This is a genomic window from Pseudoalteromonas sp. OF5H-5 (assembly GCF_021530695.1).
In the GTDB taxonomy this organism is placed as follows: Bacteria; Pseudomonadota; Gammaproteobacteria; order Enterobacterales; family Alteromonadaceae; genus Pseudoalteromonas.
Genome location: NZ_JAKGBF010000010.1, coordinates 127,678 through 145,705, shown reverse-complemented (window position 1 = coordinate 145,705; position 18,028 = coordinate 127,678). Strand labels below are relative to the sequence as shown.

13 protein-coding genes are annotated in these 18,028 nt (G+C 43.2%); 8 read left to right on the top strand and 5 right to left on the bottom strand.

Annotated elements, in window-relative coordinates; all coding sequences use genetic code 11:
* Positions 1–236 precede the first annotated feature (236 nt).
* Complete coding sequence (locus L1271_RS15615; protein ID WP_235368239.1) at positions 237–830, bottom strand: hypothetical protein; 594 nt, start codon at positions 828–830, stop codon at positions 237–239.
* Between the two features lie 131 nt (positions 831–961).
* Between L1271_RS15615 and L1271_RS15610 the strand changes: the two genes are divergently transcribed.
* Positions 962–1,843, top strand: coding sequence for an alpha/beta hydrolase (locus tag L1271_RS15610; RefSeq protein ID WP_235368238.1), 882 nt, complete (start codon positions 962–964; stop codon positions 1,841–1,843).
* 37 nt (positions 1,844–1,880) lie between these two features.
* Here L1271_RS15610 and L1271_RS15605 read toward each other — a convergent pair whose 3' ends face one another.
* Complete coding sequence (locus tag L1271_RS15605; protein ID WP_235368237.1) at positions 1,881–5,132, bottom strand: S41 family peptidase; 3,252 nt, start codon at positions 5,130–5,132, stop codon at positions 1,881–1,883.
* A gap of 144 nt (positions 5,133–5,276) precedes the next feature.
* Positions 5,277–6,074, bottom strand: a complete 798-nt coding sequence (locus tag L1271_RS15600; protein WP_102058392.1) for a putative porin — start codon at positions 6,072–6,074, stop codon at positions 5,277–5,279.
* Positions 6,075–6,256: 182 nt separating this feature from the next.
* On the opposite strand from L1271_RS15600, the gene L1271_RS15595 reads away from it, so the two are divergent.
* The 7 genes from L1271_RS15595 to L1271_RS15565 all read left to right on the top strand — a co-directional run bounded on the left by L1271_RS15595 (position 6,257) and on the right by L1271_RS15565 (position 16,198).
* Positions 6,257–6,643, top strand: coding sequence for an STAS/SEC14 domain-containing protein (locus L1271_RS15595; RefSeq protein WP_102058393.1), 387 nt, complete (start codon positions 6,257–6,259; stop codon positions 6,641–6,643).
* Positions 6,644–6,785: 142 nt separating this feature from the next.
* Positions 6,786–7,478 carry an SDR family oxidoreductase gene (locus L1271_RS15590; RefSeq protein ID WP_235368236.1) on the top strand — a complete coding sequence of 231 codons (693 nt, stop codon included), beginning with the start codon at positions 6,786–6,788 and terminating at the stop codon, positions 7,476–7,478.
* Between the two features lie 108 nt (positions 7,479–7,586).
* Positions 7,587–8,243, top strand: coding sequence for an ABC transporter ATP-binding protein (locus L1271_RS15585; protein WP_010603737.1), 657 nt, complete (start codon positions 7,587–7,589; stop codon positions 8,241–8,243).
* A gap of 4 nt (positions 8,244–8,247) precedes the next feature.
* A complete protein-coding gene (locus L1271_RS15580) occupies positions 8,248–10,701 on the top strand; it encodes an ABC transporter permease (protein ID WP_235368235.1) in 2,454 nt (817 codons plus the stop codon).
* A complete protein-coding gene (locus L1271_RS15575) occupies positions 10,691–11,758 on the top strand; it encodes a lipocalin-like domain-containing protein (RefSeq protein ID WP_102058397.1) in 1,068 nt (355 codons plus the stop codon). The genes L1271_RS15580 and L1271_RS15575 overlap by 11 nt, the downstream gene beginning before the upstream one ends.
* Before the next feature lie 178 nt (positions 11,759–11,936).
* Positions 11,937–15,215, top strand: a complete 3,279-nt coding sequence (locus L1271_RS15570) for an MHYT domain-containing protein (RefSeq protein ID WP_235368234.1) — start codon at positions 11,937–11,939, stop codon at positions 15,213–15,215.
* Positions 15,215–16,198, top strand: coding sequence for an HD domain-containing phosphohydrolase (locus L1271_RS15565; protein WP_235368233.1), 984 nt, complete (start codon positions 15,215–15,217; stop codon positions 16,196–16,198). Before L1271_RS15570 ends, L1271_RS15565 begins: the two co-directional genes overlap by 1 nt.
* On the opposite strand, the gene L1271_RS15560 is transcribed toward L1271_RS15565, so the two are convergent.
* The gene (locus L1271_RS15560) at positions 16,179–16,694 is read right to left on the bottom strand and encodes a GNAT family N-acetyltransferase (RefSeq protein ID WP_010603732.1); all 516 of its coding nucleotides are present in this window, start codon (positions 16,692–16,694) and stop codon (positions 16,179–16,181) included. The two genes, L1271_RS15565 and L1271_RS15560, sit on opposite strands and share 20 nt — an antisense overlap.
* The gene (locus L1271_RS15555) at positions 16,694–18,028 is read right to left on the bottom strand and encodes an NAD(P)/FAD-dependent oxidoreductase (RefSeq protein WP_235368232.1); all 1,335 of its coding nucleotides are present in this window, start codon (positions 18,026–18,028) and stop codon (positions 16,694–16,696) included. The genes L1271_RS15560 and L1271_RS15555 overlap by 1 nt, the downstream gene beginning before the upstream one ends.

The window sequence follows — 18,028 nt, the reverse complement described above, 5'->3', positions numbered from 1 at the left end:
ATTTTTCGCCTAATAGCCTGTAGTATTGGATATATATGTCGAACTATTGCAATTCAGTTAATAAAGTTAAGTGATTGGTTCAGGTGAAAACACCACTCTCTTTAGAAAGTAGCTGTAAAAGTAAAAAAAGGCGATTACACAAGATTACGGGGTGGGGATTATATGTTGTGTCTAAACGTAGATCGTTATTAGAAGTGAGTAATCAATAATTACTCACTGAATTTAGCTAGCAAGTCTTACCGTTCGCAATAGTAACCAGGATCCGGTACTGGGAATTCAGGCAAACGTTCACAACCTTCAAACTGTACCTGTGGCGATTCGAAAAGAGGTGCGCTTCGATACTTACCTTTGACTGAAAAGCTACTCGGTGCCGTAATTATCCGAGGTTTTGGATCAAAGTTTATGTCGAAACCATCCGCCACCGCTTCATAGGTCATAGCCCAGTTTGAAAATAATTGAGGGCTATTCAACCTATACATCGAGTCAGCTTTATATACATCAAACCATTTACGAGCCAAAATACTTTGACCTGACTTCAAAATGATAAGAATACGGTTATCTTTAATATCATTTATATTATATAAATTATTTATTTCAAACTCTAACTTGGATGCATCCATATTTGAAAGGTTAATTCGGCCATATTGATCGAAAATTTCTGGTGCAAAAGTTTGAATAATTGAGTTGGATGAAGAGGAACCACCAATAATAACTTGACATTGAATAGACACTCTGCCTTGAGCGTGCTCTGCATTCGCTGTCATTTTACATCCGGTTAGTGCAACTAATAAATTTGCAGCGATAATTGAGTTTCTAAATTTACAATTCATAAAATATCCTTTTTAATATGAAATTAGTACTGCAAGGAGGAGATTAGTTAATGTGTACAAAAAGATCAATTTTAATTGTTGTTTTATTTTTTATTATTAGTTCTGGTTGCACTTCAATAGGTCGAAGTGTTATGAGTAAATCATTGAAATATGAGTTAAAACTAGTTATCGACACAGAGTTGATAAATGTCAAAAAAATTGAAAGGAAATTAAAAAAAGGTGAGTACACGTTGACTTATGACTTTTATCCAAGTGATATTTCAATCAAGGATGACATTGATATGAATGTTGAAATTAATGGTATCAGTGCCGGTTACAAAATAGTGAGAGAAGAGCAGGCTCGGGCTCTCGATTTGAGCGGGCAGCTAACTCTCTTGATCCCCGGTTTTGCCGTGGATAAATCACTACTGACTTCCTACGCGATTTGGTTTTCCTCATTGGGATCAGATGTCATTGTAATGGACTTGAAAAGCGTTGATGAAACTACATTTTCGTTTGGTAGTAAATTGGTCGACTATTATCCTGAATTATCGTCTAATTATAAGTCAGTCAATGTTGTCGGATTTTCTATGGGCTTTCTACCGGCATTGCATATAGCTCAAAAGTATAACCCTAGTAATTTGATTGGTGTGGCACCATTTTTAATTAGGGAAGACTTAAATGTTGCTGCCTCAAAAACGGTTTCATATATTGAGTACTTGCCGCAAGGATTAATCGATAAGGTGTTAGATTCATATTTAATTGAAAATGATTTGCAAAAGTACTTCTCAGATGGACTTGAAGTTGTTAATTATTATGAAAATCTATTAGTAATTAATTCAGGTAAAGATGATGTACTTCCTGAGTCAAGCAAGTTGGTATTAAAAAATCACTGTGCACAACAGTTTTTTATACCTAATTATCAGCATCATTTACTTGCATCAACGCCGACAAATGAAACAACAAAGCTACTCGTACAATTTTTGGGAGATCTATCGCGTAGAGATAGGAATAAAGATTGTTCGAAAATATAAAAGGCTGATTGCTCAGCCTTTTATATTTTTATAGTAATTAAAACTTAGACGGCGCAGGAGGCACTATCAGTGTTTTCTTCGGGCTATCTTTTAACTCTTTCAACAGCTCCTTCACTGCACGCTCGACAGAAGGGTCTTTACCGGCATGAACAAGCTCTGGTCTATCGATCACTTCGATATCAGGGCTGACGCCCTCATTTTCGATGATCCAGTTGCCTTCATTATCTAGAATTCGGAAGGTTGCAGCGATAACCTGACCTCCGTCAACAAGACTTGGATTACCCGAGATACCGATAAGGCCACCCCAAGTGCGAGTACCAATTAGTTTGCCAAGACCTGCCTGACGGAAGTAATAAGGTAGAGCATCACCACCTGAACTTGAATAGCCGTTGATAAGCATGGCTTTTGGACCATCGTGGGCAAATTGTGGAGTTTTTGTTGGCTCAACACCACGGCGTTTCCAATAGTTAAGTGGCTTACGAGCAAGCCAAGTGATCATGTGCTCAGGGATAAAGCCGCCGCCGTTATAACGGTCGTCGATGATCAGCGCATCTTTGCTCGTTTGTGGCATAAAGTTCTTAAATAATGAACGGTTACCATCATAATGAGTATTTGGTAGGTGAACGTAGCCAATCTTACCGTTTGATAATTTATCCACGTAGTCAGCACGTGATTGAACCCATGCCATGTAACGCAAGCCTTGTTCGCTGGCAACAGGTTTTACCGTGGTTTTCCAGCTATCATCAGCGCTTGGTGATTTACTCAATACCAACTCAACTTGCTCGCCTTGGGTGTTTTCAAGTAGTTCGTAAAAGTTAACCACGTCTTTTACCGAGCGACCATTGACTGAGATGATGTAATCACCCTCATCGGCATTCACGCCGGTTTCATTGAGTGGTGAACGGTAGTCTTCATGCCAGTTCTCACCTTTGTAGATACGCTCAATTTTAACATAGCCAGACTGATGAGCACTTATTTCTGCGCCAAGTAAACCATGCTTTTTGCGCTCGGCTGTTGGGGCATCACCAGATTGTACGTAGATGTGACCTGCGTTGATTTCACCCGCAATTTCACTAAGTACATAGTCTAAGTCGCTACGGTGTGCGACAGCGCTGGCAAGTGGTTGATACTTCTCCAAGATAGCATCCCAATCTTGACCATGGTGATGTTCGTCGTAGAACCAGTCGCGTAATGTGCGCCAGCCTTCTACATACATTTGTTGCCACTCAACTTGCGGGTCTATTTTCAGTGTCATCTTAGATAAATCAAGCTGACTGGCTTTTAAATCTTGCTTTGGCTTTGGTGCAATTACACTGAAGTTGTTACCAGCGCGAGCGATCAGGTGCTTACCACCAGCGGCAACTTTATAGCTGCTTACGCCTTCGGCGACGGTTTCTAGTTTGCTATCTGGTTCTGTGCCGAGGAGCTTTAACGCACCGCCTGTTAAAGTCAGTACGCCTCCTTCAACACCTGTAAGCGAACCGTAATTACCTGCTGGGGCTGAGAGTGATACAACCCGTGACATAAAGCCGTTGGCCTCAATGCGATTTGCTTGTTTGTCGCTGTCCTTTTTCGTTTCATCGTCTGATTGAATGCTTAACTCATCACTTTCAAAGGCATTAAGCGGCTTGATCTGACTATTCACCGCAACGCTATAAATGCGCGTGGCATTATTAAACATATAATCAAATTCATAGCTGCTAAAGGTGAGGTTATAGTCGCGCTCAGAAGTGAAATAAATGTAGTTACCGTCAGGAGAGAAAGTGGGGTTACGCTCACTGGTCATGTTGTCAGTCAGTCGAGTGACCTTTTTATCCTCAGTGTTATAGTGCCAAAGCGAGGCGTAGCGGTTTTCATTGTTTTTAACAAAAACAATATCTTCACTGTTTGGCGACCAAGTATATTCAGTTAGACCATCTTCGTCGTATTTGGCGGTGTCAATTTTATGCATATCGCCAGATTTCGCATCAACCCACCATAGCGTGTGGTTTTTATCTGCGAAGAGTAGTTTGCTGTTATCAGCGGACCAAATTGGTGTAAAGCGCCAGATGGTACCATTGTCAGTTAACTGGATGGTTTTGTTGTTATTTGCTCTATCTTTGAGATAGATCTCATATTCACCTGTTTTATCGCTCATGTAGGCAATATAACGGCCATTCGGTGACCAGCTTGCTTCAATTTCACGACCTTCTGGTGTGTAAGAGAGGTTACGAGTTGGACCCTGTTTTACTGGGACTGAGAATAACTCACCACGGGCAGTAAACAATGCACGCTTACCATCGTGTGATATATCCATAGAATCAATAAAGTCGCTAACGTTTTTACTATATGGCATGGCATATTGACGCACACCTGCTACATCGATTTTTAGCTTTTTAGTTGTTTTTGTCGCTTCGTCAAAGCGATATAAGTAACCGCCATTTTCGTAGACAATGGCATCTGGCCCGGCTGAAGGCCACAGCACGTCAAAGTCTTTGTGGTCAGTCATTTTAACCGGTGACTTGCCATCGCGATATTTATAAAGGTTGAGCGTGTAGTCGCGATCAGACACAAAGTAAATACTGTCATTCACCCAAGTTGGTTGCTGATCTGTGGCTTTGTCAGTGGTGAGTTGTTTAGACGTATTGTTTTCAAGGTCGTAAATCCATACATCCTGAGCTCGACCACCACGAGAGCGCTTCCAAGTTCTAAACTCTCTGTCGATTGGTGTGTAAACATACTTATTACCATCAGGGGAGAGCATACCACCACCCGTTTCTGGAATGGCCATCGGCTGCTCAAGTCCACCTTCTACTGGTACCATATACGGGCGACCCATACGTTTGCCCCATGGTGTGCGATTTGCTCTAAAAACGATATGTTTACCATCGGGTGTCCAGTCCATCACGCGATAGTCGAACCCACCGCGAGGAGGCATTTGACCAACATCGTTGTAGTAAGTGAGTTGCTTTAATCCTGAACCATCAGCATTGATCACATAGATTTGGCGGCTGCCATTATACTCGGCGGCAAAAGCGATTTTGCTGCCATCTGGAGAGAACTTAGGGAAGGTCTCAAAACCAATATGGTCTGTTAGACGCTGACTTTTACCTGTGTTGGTATCTGCAATATATATGTCGCCAGCATATACAAAAGTGACTTTATCTTTGTGGATATCTGGAAAGCGGAGTAGGCGAGTATCTTCGGTCTGATACGCCGAAACAAAAGGCGCGGCTGCCGCAGCAATGGCGAGCACGAGTGTTTTTATCTTCATCATAATATAGGCATTTCCGTTATTATTTTGATACATAATAACGATTGATAAGTGAAATGCACCCAATTTAGATGAGTAGCTTGTTTCAAAATGTGAAAAAACACCCCACCGCGGAGTGTGGTCGCGATGAGATGTTGAGTAGTTGGGGGAGGTACAGATGTACCTCAATCATGTGTTGATTTAGAACTGAGCAACAAAAGTTAGGTTGCTTGTTTCACCGCCGTCAGTGTCAACTACACTACCTTTAAGGTAGTAAGTGTCGTTGAAGAAGTATTTAGCTTCTACTGCTAAGTCTGAATCATATGAACCTAGGCCAAGCGCAAAGTTGCGAGTGAAGTAGTAGTTTGCAAGCACGTTTGTTACGTTGTCGTCAAAACCATCAGTATCAATACGGTTGTGCTCTAAGTCGATTGTGAAGTAGCTGTCACCACCAACGTGCATGAAGTAACGTGCACTTAGGTTTAGGTAATCAAATTCGTCTTCAGTTTCAACTGTGAAACCGATGTAATCTGTAGAATTTAGTTCGTGGTTGTACTCAGCTTTGAACCAAGTGGTATCACCGTTTTCAAACTCTTCTTGGCGAATGCTTAGCTTTAGGTTGTCGTTGTAAAGGTAACCAAAACCGAAAGAGTAATGGTCGTCAGCTTCGCCAAGATCTGCGATGCCAGCAGTTACAAACCATTCTTTAGTGATAAAGCCTTCACCACCAACAGAGAAAGCATTTGAATAATCATCGTTAAAGTAACTTACGCCTACATTGCTGTCCGTATCAAGGTAGCCAAAGTCATCCCATACGCCTACTGATTCTTGAGGTGCGAAGAAATAGCGAGAAGAAAGCATCAGTGCGCTGTTGTCAGAGCCATCATAATCTGTATAACTAGCGGTGTTGAACCACTCTTTTTGTACGTTACCAGTGTTAGCCTGAGCTGCTGCTGAAACAAGTAGTGAAACAGCTGCGATAGATAGTAGTTTTTTCATAGTCATCCCTTTAATTTCCATATATTGAGCTACATCGACTCAACGGCGCGCATGGTGGCGCGCATGGTAGTATTAGAAATCTGAACGGAAGCTGACAATAATGAAAAAAGTTTGGATATTGGCAAAAAAGCTGAGACTTAATTATGCTTTTTGTTTATAAGATAAACATAAAGGAAGTGAAAATGAAAAATTCATTTCACGGTATATCAATAGGCACTGAGCGCTTTGGAGATGATATTTATCTCACACTTAAGCCTACAGGTAAACTCACTCATGAAGATTATGTTGTTATTACACCAATAATCGAGAGTGCACTGAAAGCAGTAACAACGCCTAAAATCTATGCATTTCTTGATGCGACTGATTTTGAAGGCTGGGAGCCAAGAGCCATGTGGGATGACTTCCGACTCGTCTTTGAGCATAGCACTGAATTTGCTAAAGTAGCAATATATGGCGGCAAAAACTGGCATCGACTTGCTGCAACAATAGGTAACTGGTTTGTTACTGGTAAAGTGAAGTATTTTGATGATAAAGGGGATGCATTGAATTGGCTTAATGAACGAGATTGATTAAAGTTGAATTAAATTCATGATTTATGCGTTGTGACTCGAGAAGCTTGTCACATCTGCAAAAAGTGGATTATTCAACCTATCATCAGTATAGTGAATTAACACCATTGGCTTTTGTCATAACGGCTTAGGAGCTTCGACTGTGAAAAAAATACTGATCACTGGTGCAAACCGCGGTATTGGACTTGCGTTAACTAAAACCTATCTGCAGGCTGGCTGGCACGTATTAGCAACTTGTCGAGACCCGCTTACTGCTTCAGAACTTAACTCTCTCGCGCCAACTTTTCCTGAGCTCCAAGTGTTTGCCTTAGATGTGACCAATTACGACCAGATGGAAGAATTAAGCGAGAAACTGGCGCCTGTAGCTATAGATATCGTTATCAACAACGCGGGTATATATGGGCCGAAAGACTATGCGTTTGGTGAAACCGATATAGAAGCGTGGCAAGAAGTTATGGAGGTTAATGTCTTTTCCACCATGCGACTTGCTGAACTATTTTACACCCATCTTTGCAACGGTAATGAAAAGATTTTTGCGGCCATTTCCTCTAAGGTCGGCAGTCACACCATGAATACCAAAGGTGGCGGCTATATCTATCGCAGTTCGAAGGCTGCGCTAAACTCAGTGGTAAAAAGCTTGTCTAATGATTTACTGAGTGAGGGGATCCGCACGGTTGCTATTCACCCTGGCTGGGTCCAAACGGAAATGGGTGGCCCTAACGCGTTAATTACTCCAGATGAGTCTGCAAATGGGATCTACTCCGTGTTATCACATTTTGTGGATGCACAAAGCGGTGGCTTTTACGACTATAGCGGTGACGCTATTCCTTGGTAATAAACTGACAACTAATCTGTGCTTACACGAGAAATAAAAAATTTTGGTTACTTAATGAGGAAGGTACGTTGCGTAGCGTCCACATAGTAGTAAAGGAATGTGCATACAGTGGTAGAAGTTCAAAGTTTAGTCTTCACGCGTCGTGATGGTGAAGTGAATCGAGCTGTATTAGATAAGCTTAGTCTCAGTATTGCTGCTAAAGAACAGGTCGCTATTGTTGGTGATAGCGGGTCGGGTAAAACGACACTTATCCATCTGATTGGTGGTTTGTTAAAGCCCGATAGCGGCAGTATTATTATTGATGGCCGGGATATTACTCAGTTTAATGATATTGAACAGGCGCTCTACCGTCGCAAGTTAGGGATGATATTTCAACACTATCAATTGCTTGCACCTTTATCCGTCTACGACAATATTGTTTTTCAAGCACAGCTCAATCAATTGAACCCAAAGCAAAGCGATGTTGATGCGCTGGCAGAGCGTTTGGGGATTTTACATAAATTAACGGCCTTGCCTCAGCAATTGTCAGGTGGTGAGCAGCAGCGAGTTGGTATCGCACGTGCCATGATCAACAAGCCTAAGTTATTGCTGGCCGATGAGCCGACGGGCAACTTAGATGCTGCGAAAAGCGAAGAAGTGGTATTACTTCTGCGTGAGCTGTGTGAAGAGCAAGGCGTTAACTTGCTTATGGTTACACACAGCCAACACCTTGCTGACAGCCTAGATAGAAAAATCACCATTCAAAATAACCGTGCTTATGGCTAAAACGATGGAACGGCTGAGCGCGTTATCAGAAATTAGGCTGGTACTCACGGTGTTTATGCAGTTCTATAAAAGGCATCTTTGGTTGTTTTTGTTATTCGTTTTTGGCTTATCTTTGGGTAGTGCTTTACTTGGCTCAATTCAAGGACTAAATCAAGAAGCAACGGATCGTTACCAGCAAACCAGCGCACTTATAAATAATCCAATTAGTCACTTTGTTCGGCCAAGCGTAGGCCGCGAGATGTTGACTGGAGATGTATGGACGGCGCTGCGAAACGCAGGAGTCGTATCCGCTGAGCCAGTTTTGGAAGGTGTGCTGGTCGTGCCCAGTGAGAACAGGCTTCGCATTAAAGGGGTTAATACTTTGAAATGGCTTTCTCTACCTAAAGTGCAATCACAGGGAGATAAGTCAGGCAATCAAACTGCACCATTACAATTCGGATTTAATACAATTTACGTATCTGAGGAGATGGCCCAACATTTGTCGCTCAGAAGGCATGAAGTGCTCAAGCTTCTTGATACGGATGTGCATTTCGCTGTTTTATCGGAACTTACTGGCGATGTTGCAATAGCCGATATTGCATTAGTTGACCATTTACTGAATTCAGCAGGTCGAATTAGTTATATAGAGATCTCAAATGCAGTATTGGATGAGGCAAAAGTTAGGCAGATTTTAGGTGATAAAGCACAGCTGCAAAGTGCACAAGCGCAGTCTTTCGACTCGTTGTCGAAGGCGTTTTTCTTCAACCTGCAAGCGCTTGCATTCCTAGGCTACGTGGTTGGCGCTTTTTTAAGTTTTAACGCTATAAAGCTTTGTCTGCACGCAAGAAAAAAACTACATCAGCAACTCACACTACTTGGATGTATTCAAGCAAATGTAGTCGCAGCGGTAGTCATTGAGGTGCTCGTCTTAAGCTTGATTGCTGCATTGGTGGGCGCAGGTGTGGCTTTCCTAGGGGCGAACTTATTGGTGAGCGAGATCTCTATGGCGTTAGAGAGCTTATTTGCATTAGATAGGCGTTTACCGGTTAATTTCAGTTGGTTAGTCGTGCTGCAAGCATTTGTGTTAAACCTTTTGGTACTTGCAAGTGTGGCATATTGTCAAGTAAAGCCTCTTACTTTTTATAAATCTTGGCAGAGTAAAATAGTGAGTGGAAGTCTATTGGTTACGGCCGCTGGGTATTTTTATCTTGGTAGCGAAGCGCCAATTCATGCGCTTGGGTTGTGCGTTTGCTTACTGTTGCTCTTTTTTATGATAACACCAGTGGCACTGTGGGCTGCGTTTAAAGGTATTCCAACTCAGCATCCATTAGTCAAATGGATGAAAGCAGACAGTGTCGAGCAGATCAGAGTACTTGCAATCAGTGTTTATGCCGTGTTGCTTGCGGTTGGCACTTCCGTAGGGTTGCAAATTATGGTGAGTAGTTTTAGCTCAGCTTTGCAGATCCATTTAGATGGTCGCCTTAGCGCAGATCTATATGTGCGGCCTAGTGAAGTTACCGATGTGCAATATCAATGGCTCTTAAGCCAAAAGGATATTGAAAAGGCCGGTGTATTTTGGCGTGCAGAGATAAGTTATGGCCTGGGCTCACATCAACAAGGCACTCAATCAGCGAGTTTGATTAGCTTTGGTCGCTCTGGCGAACATCACTACAATCTTACGCTGCTTGCGGGAGCTGTACCTAATAACGAAGTGCTTTACTATGATGCGAATAAAAATGTGAGTGGGTGCCTTGCCAACGAGCCAAGCAAATTATTGTATGGCGTAAAGTTGGGTCAGCGTATTCGTTTGCAACAAGGCAAAAAGCATATTAACTGTGAGATAACGGGTTTTTATTACGATTATGGCGAACAGCGCGCGGTGTTCGTCGCTGTTAGTGACGCAATTGAAAACGCCGGGCTTAACTATGAAGCATATGGTTTTTCAATTGTTCTAAAGCCAGATATTGATACCGCTTTATTTAAGCAAAAGGTCATGCAGCAATTCCATTTAAACGACTCACAAGTGGTTCAAAATCAGCGCTTTAAACAATATGCTACGCGTTTGTTTGAACATACGTTTTACGCAACGCACGCGTTAAATTTAATGATAGTTGCTATCGCGCTATTTGGGTTGTGGGTATCATTACTGACTCTCGGCGCTAAGCAAATTCAACCTTTGGCCATCTTAAAAACATTAGGCGTTACCACTTGGCAAGCATTTGCTATTAAATTAGGGCAGAGCGCTGTTATTCTGCTTGTGAGTTTAGTGTTGGCGACGATACTCGGGGGAATGCTCGGGTGGATATTACTTAAATTTGTGATGCCAATTGGCTTCGGTTGGACGATCCCTTTTCTATTACCTTATCTTGAGATCGCGGTCTTTATCACCCTCATTTTTAGTTTAGCTTTGCTGGTTAGTGTACTACCTCTACTCAAACTGAGTCGTCACGATACTGCGGATCTGTTGTATGAAGACTAATTATCTTATCGTTTTATTACTGTTAATGGTGGGAGTCGGCTGCACTCCGGAGCTGTCAGAAGCACCTGCTTCAAAACGTGATTTTTTCAATCTTCAGTTGGGCGATCCGGTCTCTCCCGTATATCAGTTAAGTTTTCCGCGTGATCACGGTAGCCATCCTGATCAAGGCATTGAATGGTGGTATGTTACTGCAAACTTAAAAAGTGATTCAGGGCAAGAATTTGGTGTTCAATGGACGTTATTTAGAACCTCAGTTGTCAGCGTTCAATATGTCAGTCCATGGTGGGATGGTGAGTTATACTTTGCGCATTTTGCAATTCAAGACAATACCAGGCACCAAGCTTTTGAACGTTATGGCAGAAAAGGACAAGTAAAAATTCAAGCTGATCCATTTATCACGCAATTAGATAATTGGTATTTGCGCAGCGCGACGGAAACATTTTTTCCGTTAACGCTTCATGCTGAGGAAGAAAAAAACCGTGTTAATTTAACACTGAGAAAAAGCCCGATAGTGCTTCATGGGAACAATGGCTACAGTGAAAAAACGTCCGACGGCCACGCTTCCATGTACTACAGCTATCCTTTTTTAAGCGTCTCGGGTGAGCTTACTTTTCAAGGTGACACACATCAAGTCAGCGGTGACGCGTGGCTCGATAGGGAATGGTCTTCCTCGTTTATGAGTAAGGCACAAAGCGGCTGGGATTGGTTTAGTATTCGCGGTCAAGACAGATCGAACGGCGCACTAATGGTATTTTGCATTCGTGATAGCCAACAAGTCTACAGAGATTGCCGAGGCACTGAAATTACAGCTGAGGGTAGCACGACAGAAATAGCGCATAAGGATATTCAATTAAGTGTTTTGGAGCAGGTTTCGTTAGATGGAGTAAGCTATCCATTTAAATGGCAACTACGGCTAAAGCACAGTCCTGTTATTCTGATCGAAAGTATCAATCGTGATGCGAGAAACCAGCTGACTATCCCGTATTGGGAAGGAAGAGTAAAAGTGTCCGGTGGCTATATAGGTGAAGGGTACGCTGAGCTAGTCGGATACGAATAGCCCGTATTGGCTATACCGATTAACTTGTACCTATATTATCTTTAAATTTCCTAGTGAGATAGTATTAGCCCACAATAAACATGAATTTATCCTGAAATCTTGTTTTAACAGCGATTTTTTCTGTCAAACTCAGTCCTAGAAAGCTAGACTCTAGGAATATCTTACTATCCGTGTTGCTATGTTAAATACGTTTTTTGTAACCGATCCCGTACCAGAGTTGCTACTCAACGGAACTTATGATGCTACGCTTGTAGCGTTATCTGTGCTTGTGGCTGTTATCGCCTCATTTTTTACGCTTATCCAGATTGACTTTGCTGAGCAAAATCAAAATAGTCGTATAAATCGGCTTGCAAAATTTGGCGGTGCTGTAGCCATGTCTGGTGGTATTTGGAGTATGCACTTCATTGGCATGTTAGCGTTCTCACTTTGTGTTGAAGTGGATTACGATCCTTGGCTTACTGCGGCGTCCATCTTCCCCGCTTTCTTAGGTTGTTGGGTTTCGTTTGATTTGATAACTCGACCAAATGTCACACTTGCAGTAAAGGGGCTCGCCGCGGTCATTTTGGGGGCGGGCATTGGCACCATGCACTATAGCGGTATGGAAGCCATGCAGCTTGGCCCTATGCTGGGTTACGACCCCGCACTTTTTGGTTTATCAATTGTCGTCGCTGTGTCACTTGCCTTCATCGCAATTCAAGCAAGAAGTAAACTGCGTGATTATGTCAGTGATAACAATATCAGTGTTGTAAGATGGCTAGGCGCTTTGGCACTTGGGGCATCGGTGTCAGGAATGCATTACACGGGCATGCAGGCGGCAAAATTTGTATCTGACTCACCAATTATCAGCCAAGAAATGCAAGAGCAGCATACTCAATCGCTTGCATTGTTTATTGCTGCTGTCAGTATGATCATTAGCGCTTTATCTGCGCTTATTCATACCGCGAGCAAGTACCGCTCAGTGGCTGCAGACAAAGCCGCTAATGAATCTAGGCTTGCGGCTATCCTAGAAACAGCCGTTGATGGGATCATCACTATCAATGGTGATGGTATCATTAAAAGCTGTAACCCGTTAGTTGAACGAATTTTAGGATGGTCTGAGCGAGAAACGCTTGGTCGCAATGTTGCTGTGTTTTTACCTAAAGAAGCGCAAACGAAAGTATCATTCGACAGCACTTACCTTGAACAATTTAAGGGGGTTGGCCGTGAAATCAAGGCGCTACACAAGCACGGGCATCTGGTACCTATTCGGCTGGGAATAGGAGAGGTTGAGTTAAAAGACCAAAGCGCGTTTTATGTGGGTTTTATCACTGACTTAACAGCGCAAAAGCAAATGGAAGAAGCACTGATTGAGCAGGAAGCGCGTCATCGGACGCTGCTAAATAACATGCCTGGCGTGGCATTTCGTTGCCGGATTGATAGCAAATGGACGATATCGTTCGTAAGTCCCATTGTCGAGCAGCTTACAGGCTACCGAGCAGAAGAATTTATTTCTGGGCAAGTTCATTTTGCCAGCTTGATTATTGAAGATGACAAAAGCTTAACGCACGATGTGGTTGAACAAGCACTGCAATGCGGCAAAGCGAGTTACTCGCAGGAATATCGAATATTACACAAATCAGGCCATACCAAGTGGGTGCTGGATAAAGGTTCATTTGAATACGATCAAGCGGGTAAAGTTGAGGGCATTGCGGGCGTATTACTTGATATTAGCGAGCGCAAGAACATGGAAGACGAACTACGTGGCGCAAAAAGCATTGCTGAAAGCGCAGCAGCGTCCAAGCAAGCGTTTTTAGCGAACATGAGTCATGAAATTCGCACACCGATGAATGCCATTTTAGGATTTAGTGAAGTACTGAGAGAGTCTGAGCTGAAACCTGATCAAAGTAAGCATGTAAATACGATACTTACGAGTGCAAAGGCACTACTGCACTTGCTTAACGATATTTTAGACTCCGCTAAGCTGGACCAAGGCAAGCTCGACCTGATTGAGAATGATTTCTGTATTTCTGAGCTACTCGACAACGTGGTATCGACGTTTTGGTATCAAGCAAAGAAAAAGGGCTTAAAACTAGAGCTCACGATGAGTCACAGTTTGCATCAAACTTATCATGGTGCTTCCGACCGCTTACGGCAGGTATTGGTAAATTTATTGGGTAATGCCATTAAATTTACTGCACAGGGCCGTGTAGAGCTTAGCGTTGAGTCCTCTCATGACAATTATGTACTTTTTAAAATTGCGGACACAGGTATAGGGATTGCCAACGATAGACTAGATTCAATTTTCAATCCCTTTGAACAGGCCGATGAGAGCATGAGTCGCCGCTTTGGTGGTACAGGCCTTGGAACGACCATTAGTCGCCAGCTAGTCGAGTTAATGGGTGGAAAAATATGGGCTCACAGTGAGCTTGGAAAAGGGTCTACTTTCTACTTTACTGTGCCTCTTAAGAAAATCGCGGCATTCACAATAGTGCAAGATGTTCATGTCGAACTTCCCCCACTAAATATCTTGGTTGCCGATGATATTCAACAAAATACCGAATTGTTGAGCTTATTACTTGAAAAGCAAGGTCATAGTATAGAGGTCGCAGGAGATGGGCTTGAGGCCATCGAAAAAGCAAAAGCGCAACAATACGATCTTATTCTAATGGATATTCATATGCCGGGTTGTGATGGACTTGAGGCGACGCGCACTATCAAAGCATATGAACGAGAAAATAGGCAACAAGAGACACCGGTAATCGCCCTCACCGCGAGTGTGTTAGGCGAGGATAGAGCGGCTGCAAAAGCTGCAGGGATGGCTGCATTTGCCTCAAAACCAGTGGTGATAGAAGATTTAACTCGCACTATTGCTGAAACGCTCAATATCAATATTGCTCATACGGCGATTGGAGTAAGGCAAACCAGCAACAAGCAGCTTATAAATAGAGCTAGAGCGATAAATTTGTGGGGCAGTGAAGCTCGATTTTTAAAAGAATTGGCGCGTTTTTGGGATGGTAAAAGAGAAGAAGTGGTAGCGCTTTTTGCCCACGAAGGTCAGTTTACGAATGATGTACTACAGAATATTCACACCATCAAAGGCGTTGCTGGAAACTTGGCGTTGGAGACACTTTTTGCTCTGCTTGAGCAAATAGAGGGTAAGAAGGAAATTGACGAGCGCTTGAGAGCTAAAATGGCGCTCATTATTGAAAAACTAGACGACGTGGTTGGACTGAGTGATGAAGAAGTTGTAACCAACGCGTTGAGTGAGGGCGACGTTTTTTTGTTTAAGCAAAACTTGCCACAAGTAAAAGAGATGATAGATGAGGCGCAAGTCGAGGATGATGTGCTTGACGCATTGTTAGAGAGTGCGCCCCTTATGTACCGAAGCCAGGTAGAGGCGTTGAAACATGCATTGGATGATTTTGAATTTGAACGTGCGGAGGAAATTCTCGCACAATTAATGAGTACTGATGTGTAATGATAAATGACCACAAGCCTCTGATCCTAGCCGTTGACGATGAAGCAACGAATCTCCAAATTTTAAAGCAAACGCTGGGTAATCAGTATCGTATGAAGTTTGCAAAGTCTGGAAAATTGGCGCTGGAGCTAGTAGATAAGGAACTACCTAACTTAATTTTACTCGATGTTATGATGCCTGAAATGACAGGTTTTGAAGTCTGCTCCAAATTAAAAGAAGACCCTACCACAGCGAGGATCCCGGTGATTTTTGTGACTGCCTTGAGTGAAGAGTTTGACGAAGCTCGAGGCTTTGAGTTAGGTGGTGTTGATTACATCACAAAGCCTATCAGCCCTGCGATAACTAGAGCGCGAGTGAAGACGCACTTGTCTTTAGTCAGTGCTACTGAGCTTAAAAGTGCATACGTTGAACTGATGCAGCGGCTCGGTCAGGCGGCGGAATACAAAGACAATGAAACAGGCCAGCATATTGCGAGAATGAGCCGCTACTGCTTTGTGCTTGCTAAAGCTTGCGGTTTACCGGAAGCGTATGCAGAAGATTTGATGCTCGCCGCCCCGATGCACGATATTGGCAAGGTCGGTATTGCCGACAGCATTTTGCTGAAACCTGGACGTTTAGATGCCGAAGAATATGAGGTGATGAAACAACATGCTGAGCTGGGTGCAAACATACTTGCGGACTCTGATTCAAAACTCGTCAAGCTTGCATATTTAATGGCGATGGAGCACCACGAGAAATTTGATGGAAGCGGTTATCCAAAAGGATTAAAAGGGGAAGAAATCTCACTTGAAGGACGGATCTGTGCGCTTGCGGACGTGTTTGATGCGCTTACTTCAAAGCGCCCATATAAAGAGGCTTGGCCTATCGAAAAGGCATTGGCCTTCATTCATTCTGAAAGTGGTAAGCACTTTGACCCAAAATTAGTTGAATTGCTCGATGAAAACCTACCAGAAATCCTAAAGATTAAAGCGCTGTATGACTAATCCCCTGTGCGTGGTAGACATTATTCTCAATTTCCCATTGATGAAATTGAAAACGGTGTTTACCAATCAGCGCCAGTCCCAGTTTTTCGTAAAATCGATTTGATTCGTTCTCGACCCAAGTATAGAGCCAGTACCGCTCGCCAAGTTTGTCTACCATATGAGAAAGTAACCGCCGACCTATCCCACATCCTTGAAACCGGCCTAGCACATAGAGTCTCTCGACTTCAAAGCCAAGATCTTGCTGGTGGTATCTCGAGTGACGGTTAGCTTGAATATAACCTTGTATCGCACCTTGATGCGTTGCGATGTAAATGCTGATCTCTTCTTGCTGTAGCAAAGATATAAAGTAGGTTTCTGTAAAGGTAGAAAGCGCATATTCTGCGTATTCTTGTCGGAGTCCTTGGACTGCATAGGTATCGAGCCAAACCTGAATCGATAGCGCGGCAAGCTTTAATGCATCAGAGGGTACAGCTGGGCGAATTGTGGCGTTGGGCATTACGTTACCTTATCCATTATTTGCGCATATTGGTAATACGCTAGTTGGCCCACTCTTCTTAATTGTGGCATTGGAAATTTAGGCAGCGGCTTTATATAGATGGGTAAATCAGGCACTTTATGACCCATTAATTTTTCAGCAAGACGAATGCTTGCCTGAGCACTAAATGCCACACCTGAGCCACAATATCCGAGCACATATCCAGTGTTATTTTCACTGTAGATATGGGGTAGATCATCAAGTGCGGCGGCAATATAGCCACTCCAGAAGTAATGAACTTTAGCATTGAGGTTAGGAAAGCAATCGTTAAGCGCTGAACGCAAGTTGTGTTGGTATTTAGCGTTATCCTGATCGTGGCCAAACACCGCACCTCGTCCACCAAATAAAATGCGATTGTCGGGAAGGCGACGATAGTAGTATTTAAGCCGTCTGGTATCCATGACGACTTGCTCTGTCATTAAGCCATTGACAGCAAGTTGCTCATCGCTGAGTGGTTCAGTCACGATAATACTACTTAAAATAGGCAGGTAACGTCCTTGAGTTAATGGCGAAAAATGTCGTTGAGCGTAGGCGTTTGCTGCGATCACGACTTTGTTCGCCGAGACTCTGTGGCCATTCACTTCTAGCTGGTGGTTGCCATTTTGGTTCTGGTAATGAGTGACCAAACTATTTTCATAAAGTTGCACACCAGCTTGCTGTGCTAAAGCCTTGTAACCTAGTAACAGCTTCAAAGGGTGAACACCAAACGCGTTGTCAAATCGCAATGCGCCAAACCCTTGCTGGTTGTGCATATAGGTTTCGGTCAGTTGTTGCTGAGACAGTAACTGATGGCTCTTGCTACCCATGGTTGCAGTGAGAAATTCGGACTGCGCTTTTAGTAGCGAAAATGCTTGCTGATTGTGTGCAACTTTCAAATAGCCAGATGCTTGCACGTTGCAATCAATGTGATTGGCGTCGATATGTTCACGGACCAAAGCAACGGCGTTGTTGTACTCTTGATATATGGCTTTACTGACATCCAGACCATACTTTTTGGCCAGTTGCGCATAACCAAGCCGTCCCGTACTTGGTAGCACAAATCCCGCATTTCTCGCGCTCGCGCCAAAGCCAACTTGATTGGCTTCAAATAGGGCAACGCTTTGGTGATGAGTGGTTGCCAAATGGTAGGCGGTAAGTAAGCCCGTAAAACCACCACCGATCACAGCGATATCTACTTGTAATGATTTATCTAGCGAAGGGGTGGGGGTACCTATAGGGCAGGTTGCAGCCCAGTAGCTATTGGCAAAAGCTTGGCCTTGGCAATGTGGCTGAGTGAGTGGATCAAACCCTGACAT

Coding starts and splice junctions, on each gene's coding strand:
- L1271_RS15615 (WP_235368239.1), bottom strand. CDS start 830: ATGAATTGTAAATTTAGAAACTCAATTATCGCTGCAAATTTATTAGTT.
- L1271_RS15610 (WP_235368238.1), top strand. CDS start 962: ATGAGTAAATCATTGAAATATGAGTTAAAACTAGTTATCGACACAGAG.
- L1271_RS15605 (WP_235368237.1), bottom strand. CDS start 5,132: ATGTATCAAAATAATAACGGAAATGCCTATATTATGATGAAGATAAAA.
- L1271_RS15600 (WP_102058392.1), bottom strand. CDS start 6,074: ATGAAAAAACTACTATCTATCGCAGCTGTTTCACTACTTGTTTCAGCA.
- L1271_RS15595 (WP_102058393.1), top strand. CDS start 6,257: ATGAAAAATTCATTTCACGGTATATCAATAGGCACTGAGCGCTTTGGA.
- L1271_RS15580 (WP_235368235.1), top strand. CDS start 8,248: ATGGAACGGCTGAGCGCGTTATCAGAAATTAGGCTGGTACTCACGGTG.
- L1271_RS15575 (WP_102058397.1), top strand. CDS start 10,691: ATGAAGACTAATTATCTTATCGTTTTATTACTGTTAATGGTGGGAGTC.
- L1271_RS15570 (WP_235368234.1), top strand. CDS start 11,937: ATGTTAAATACGTTTTTTGTAACCGATCCCGTACCAGAGTTGCTACTC.
- L1271_RS15565 (WP_235368233.1), top strand. CDS start 15,215: ATGATAAATGACCACAAGCCTCTGATCCTAGCCGTTGACGATGAAGCA.
- L1271_RS15560 (WP_010603732.1), bottom strand. CDS start 16,694: ATGCCCAACGCCACAATTCGCCCAGCTGTACCCTCTGATGCATTAAAG.
- L1271_RS15555 (WP_235368232.1), bottom strand. CDS start 18,028: ATGTCAGGGTTTGATCCACTCACTCAGCCACATTGCCAAGGCCAAGCT.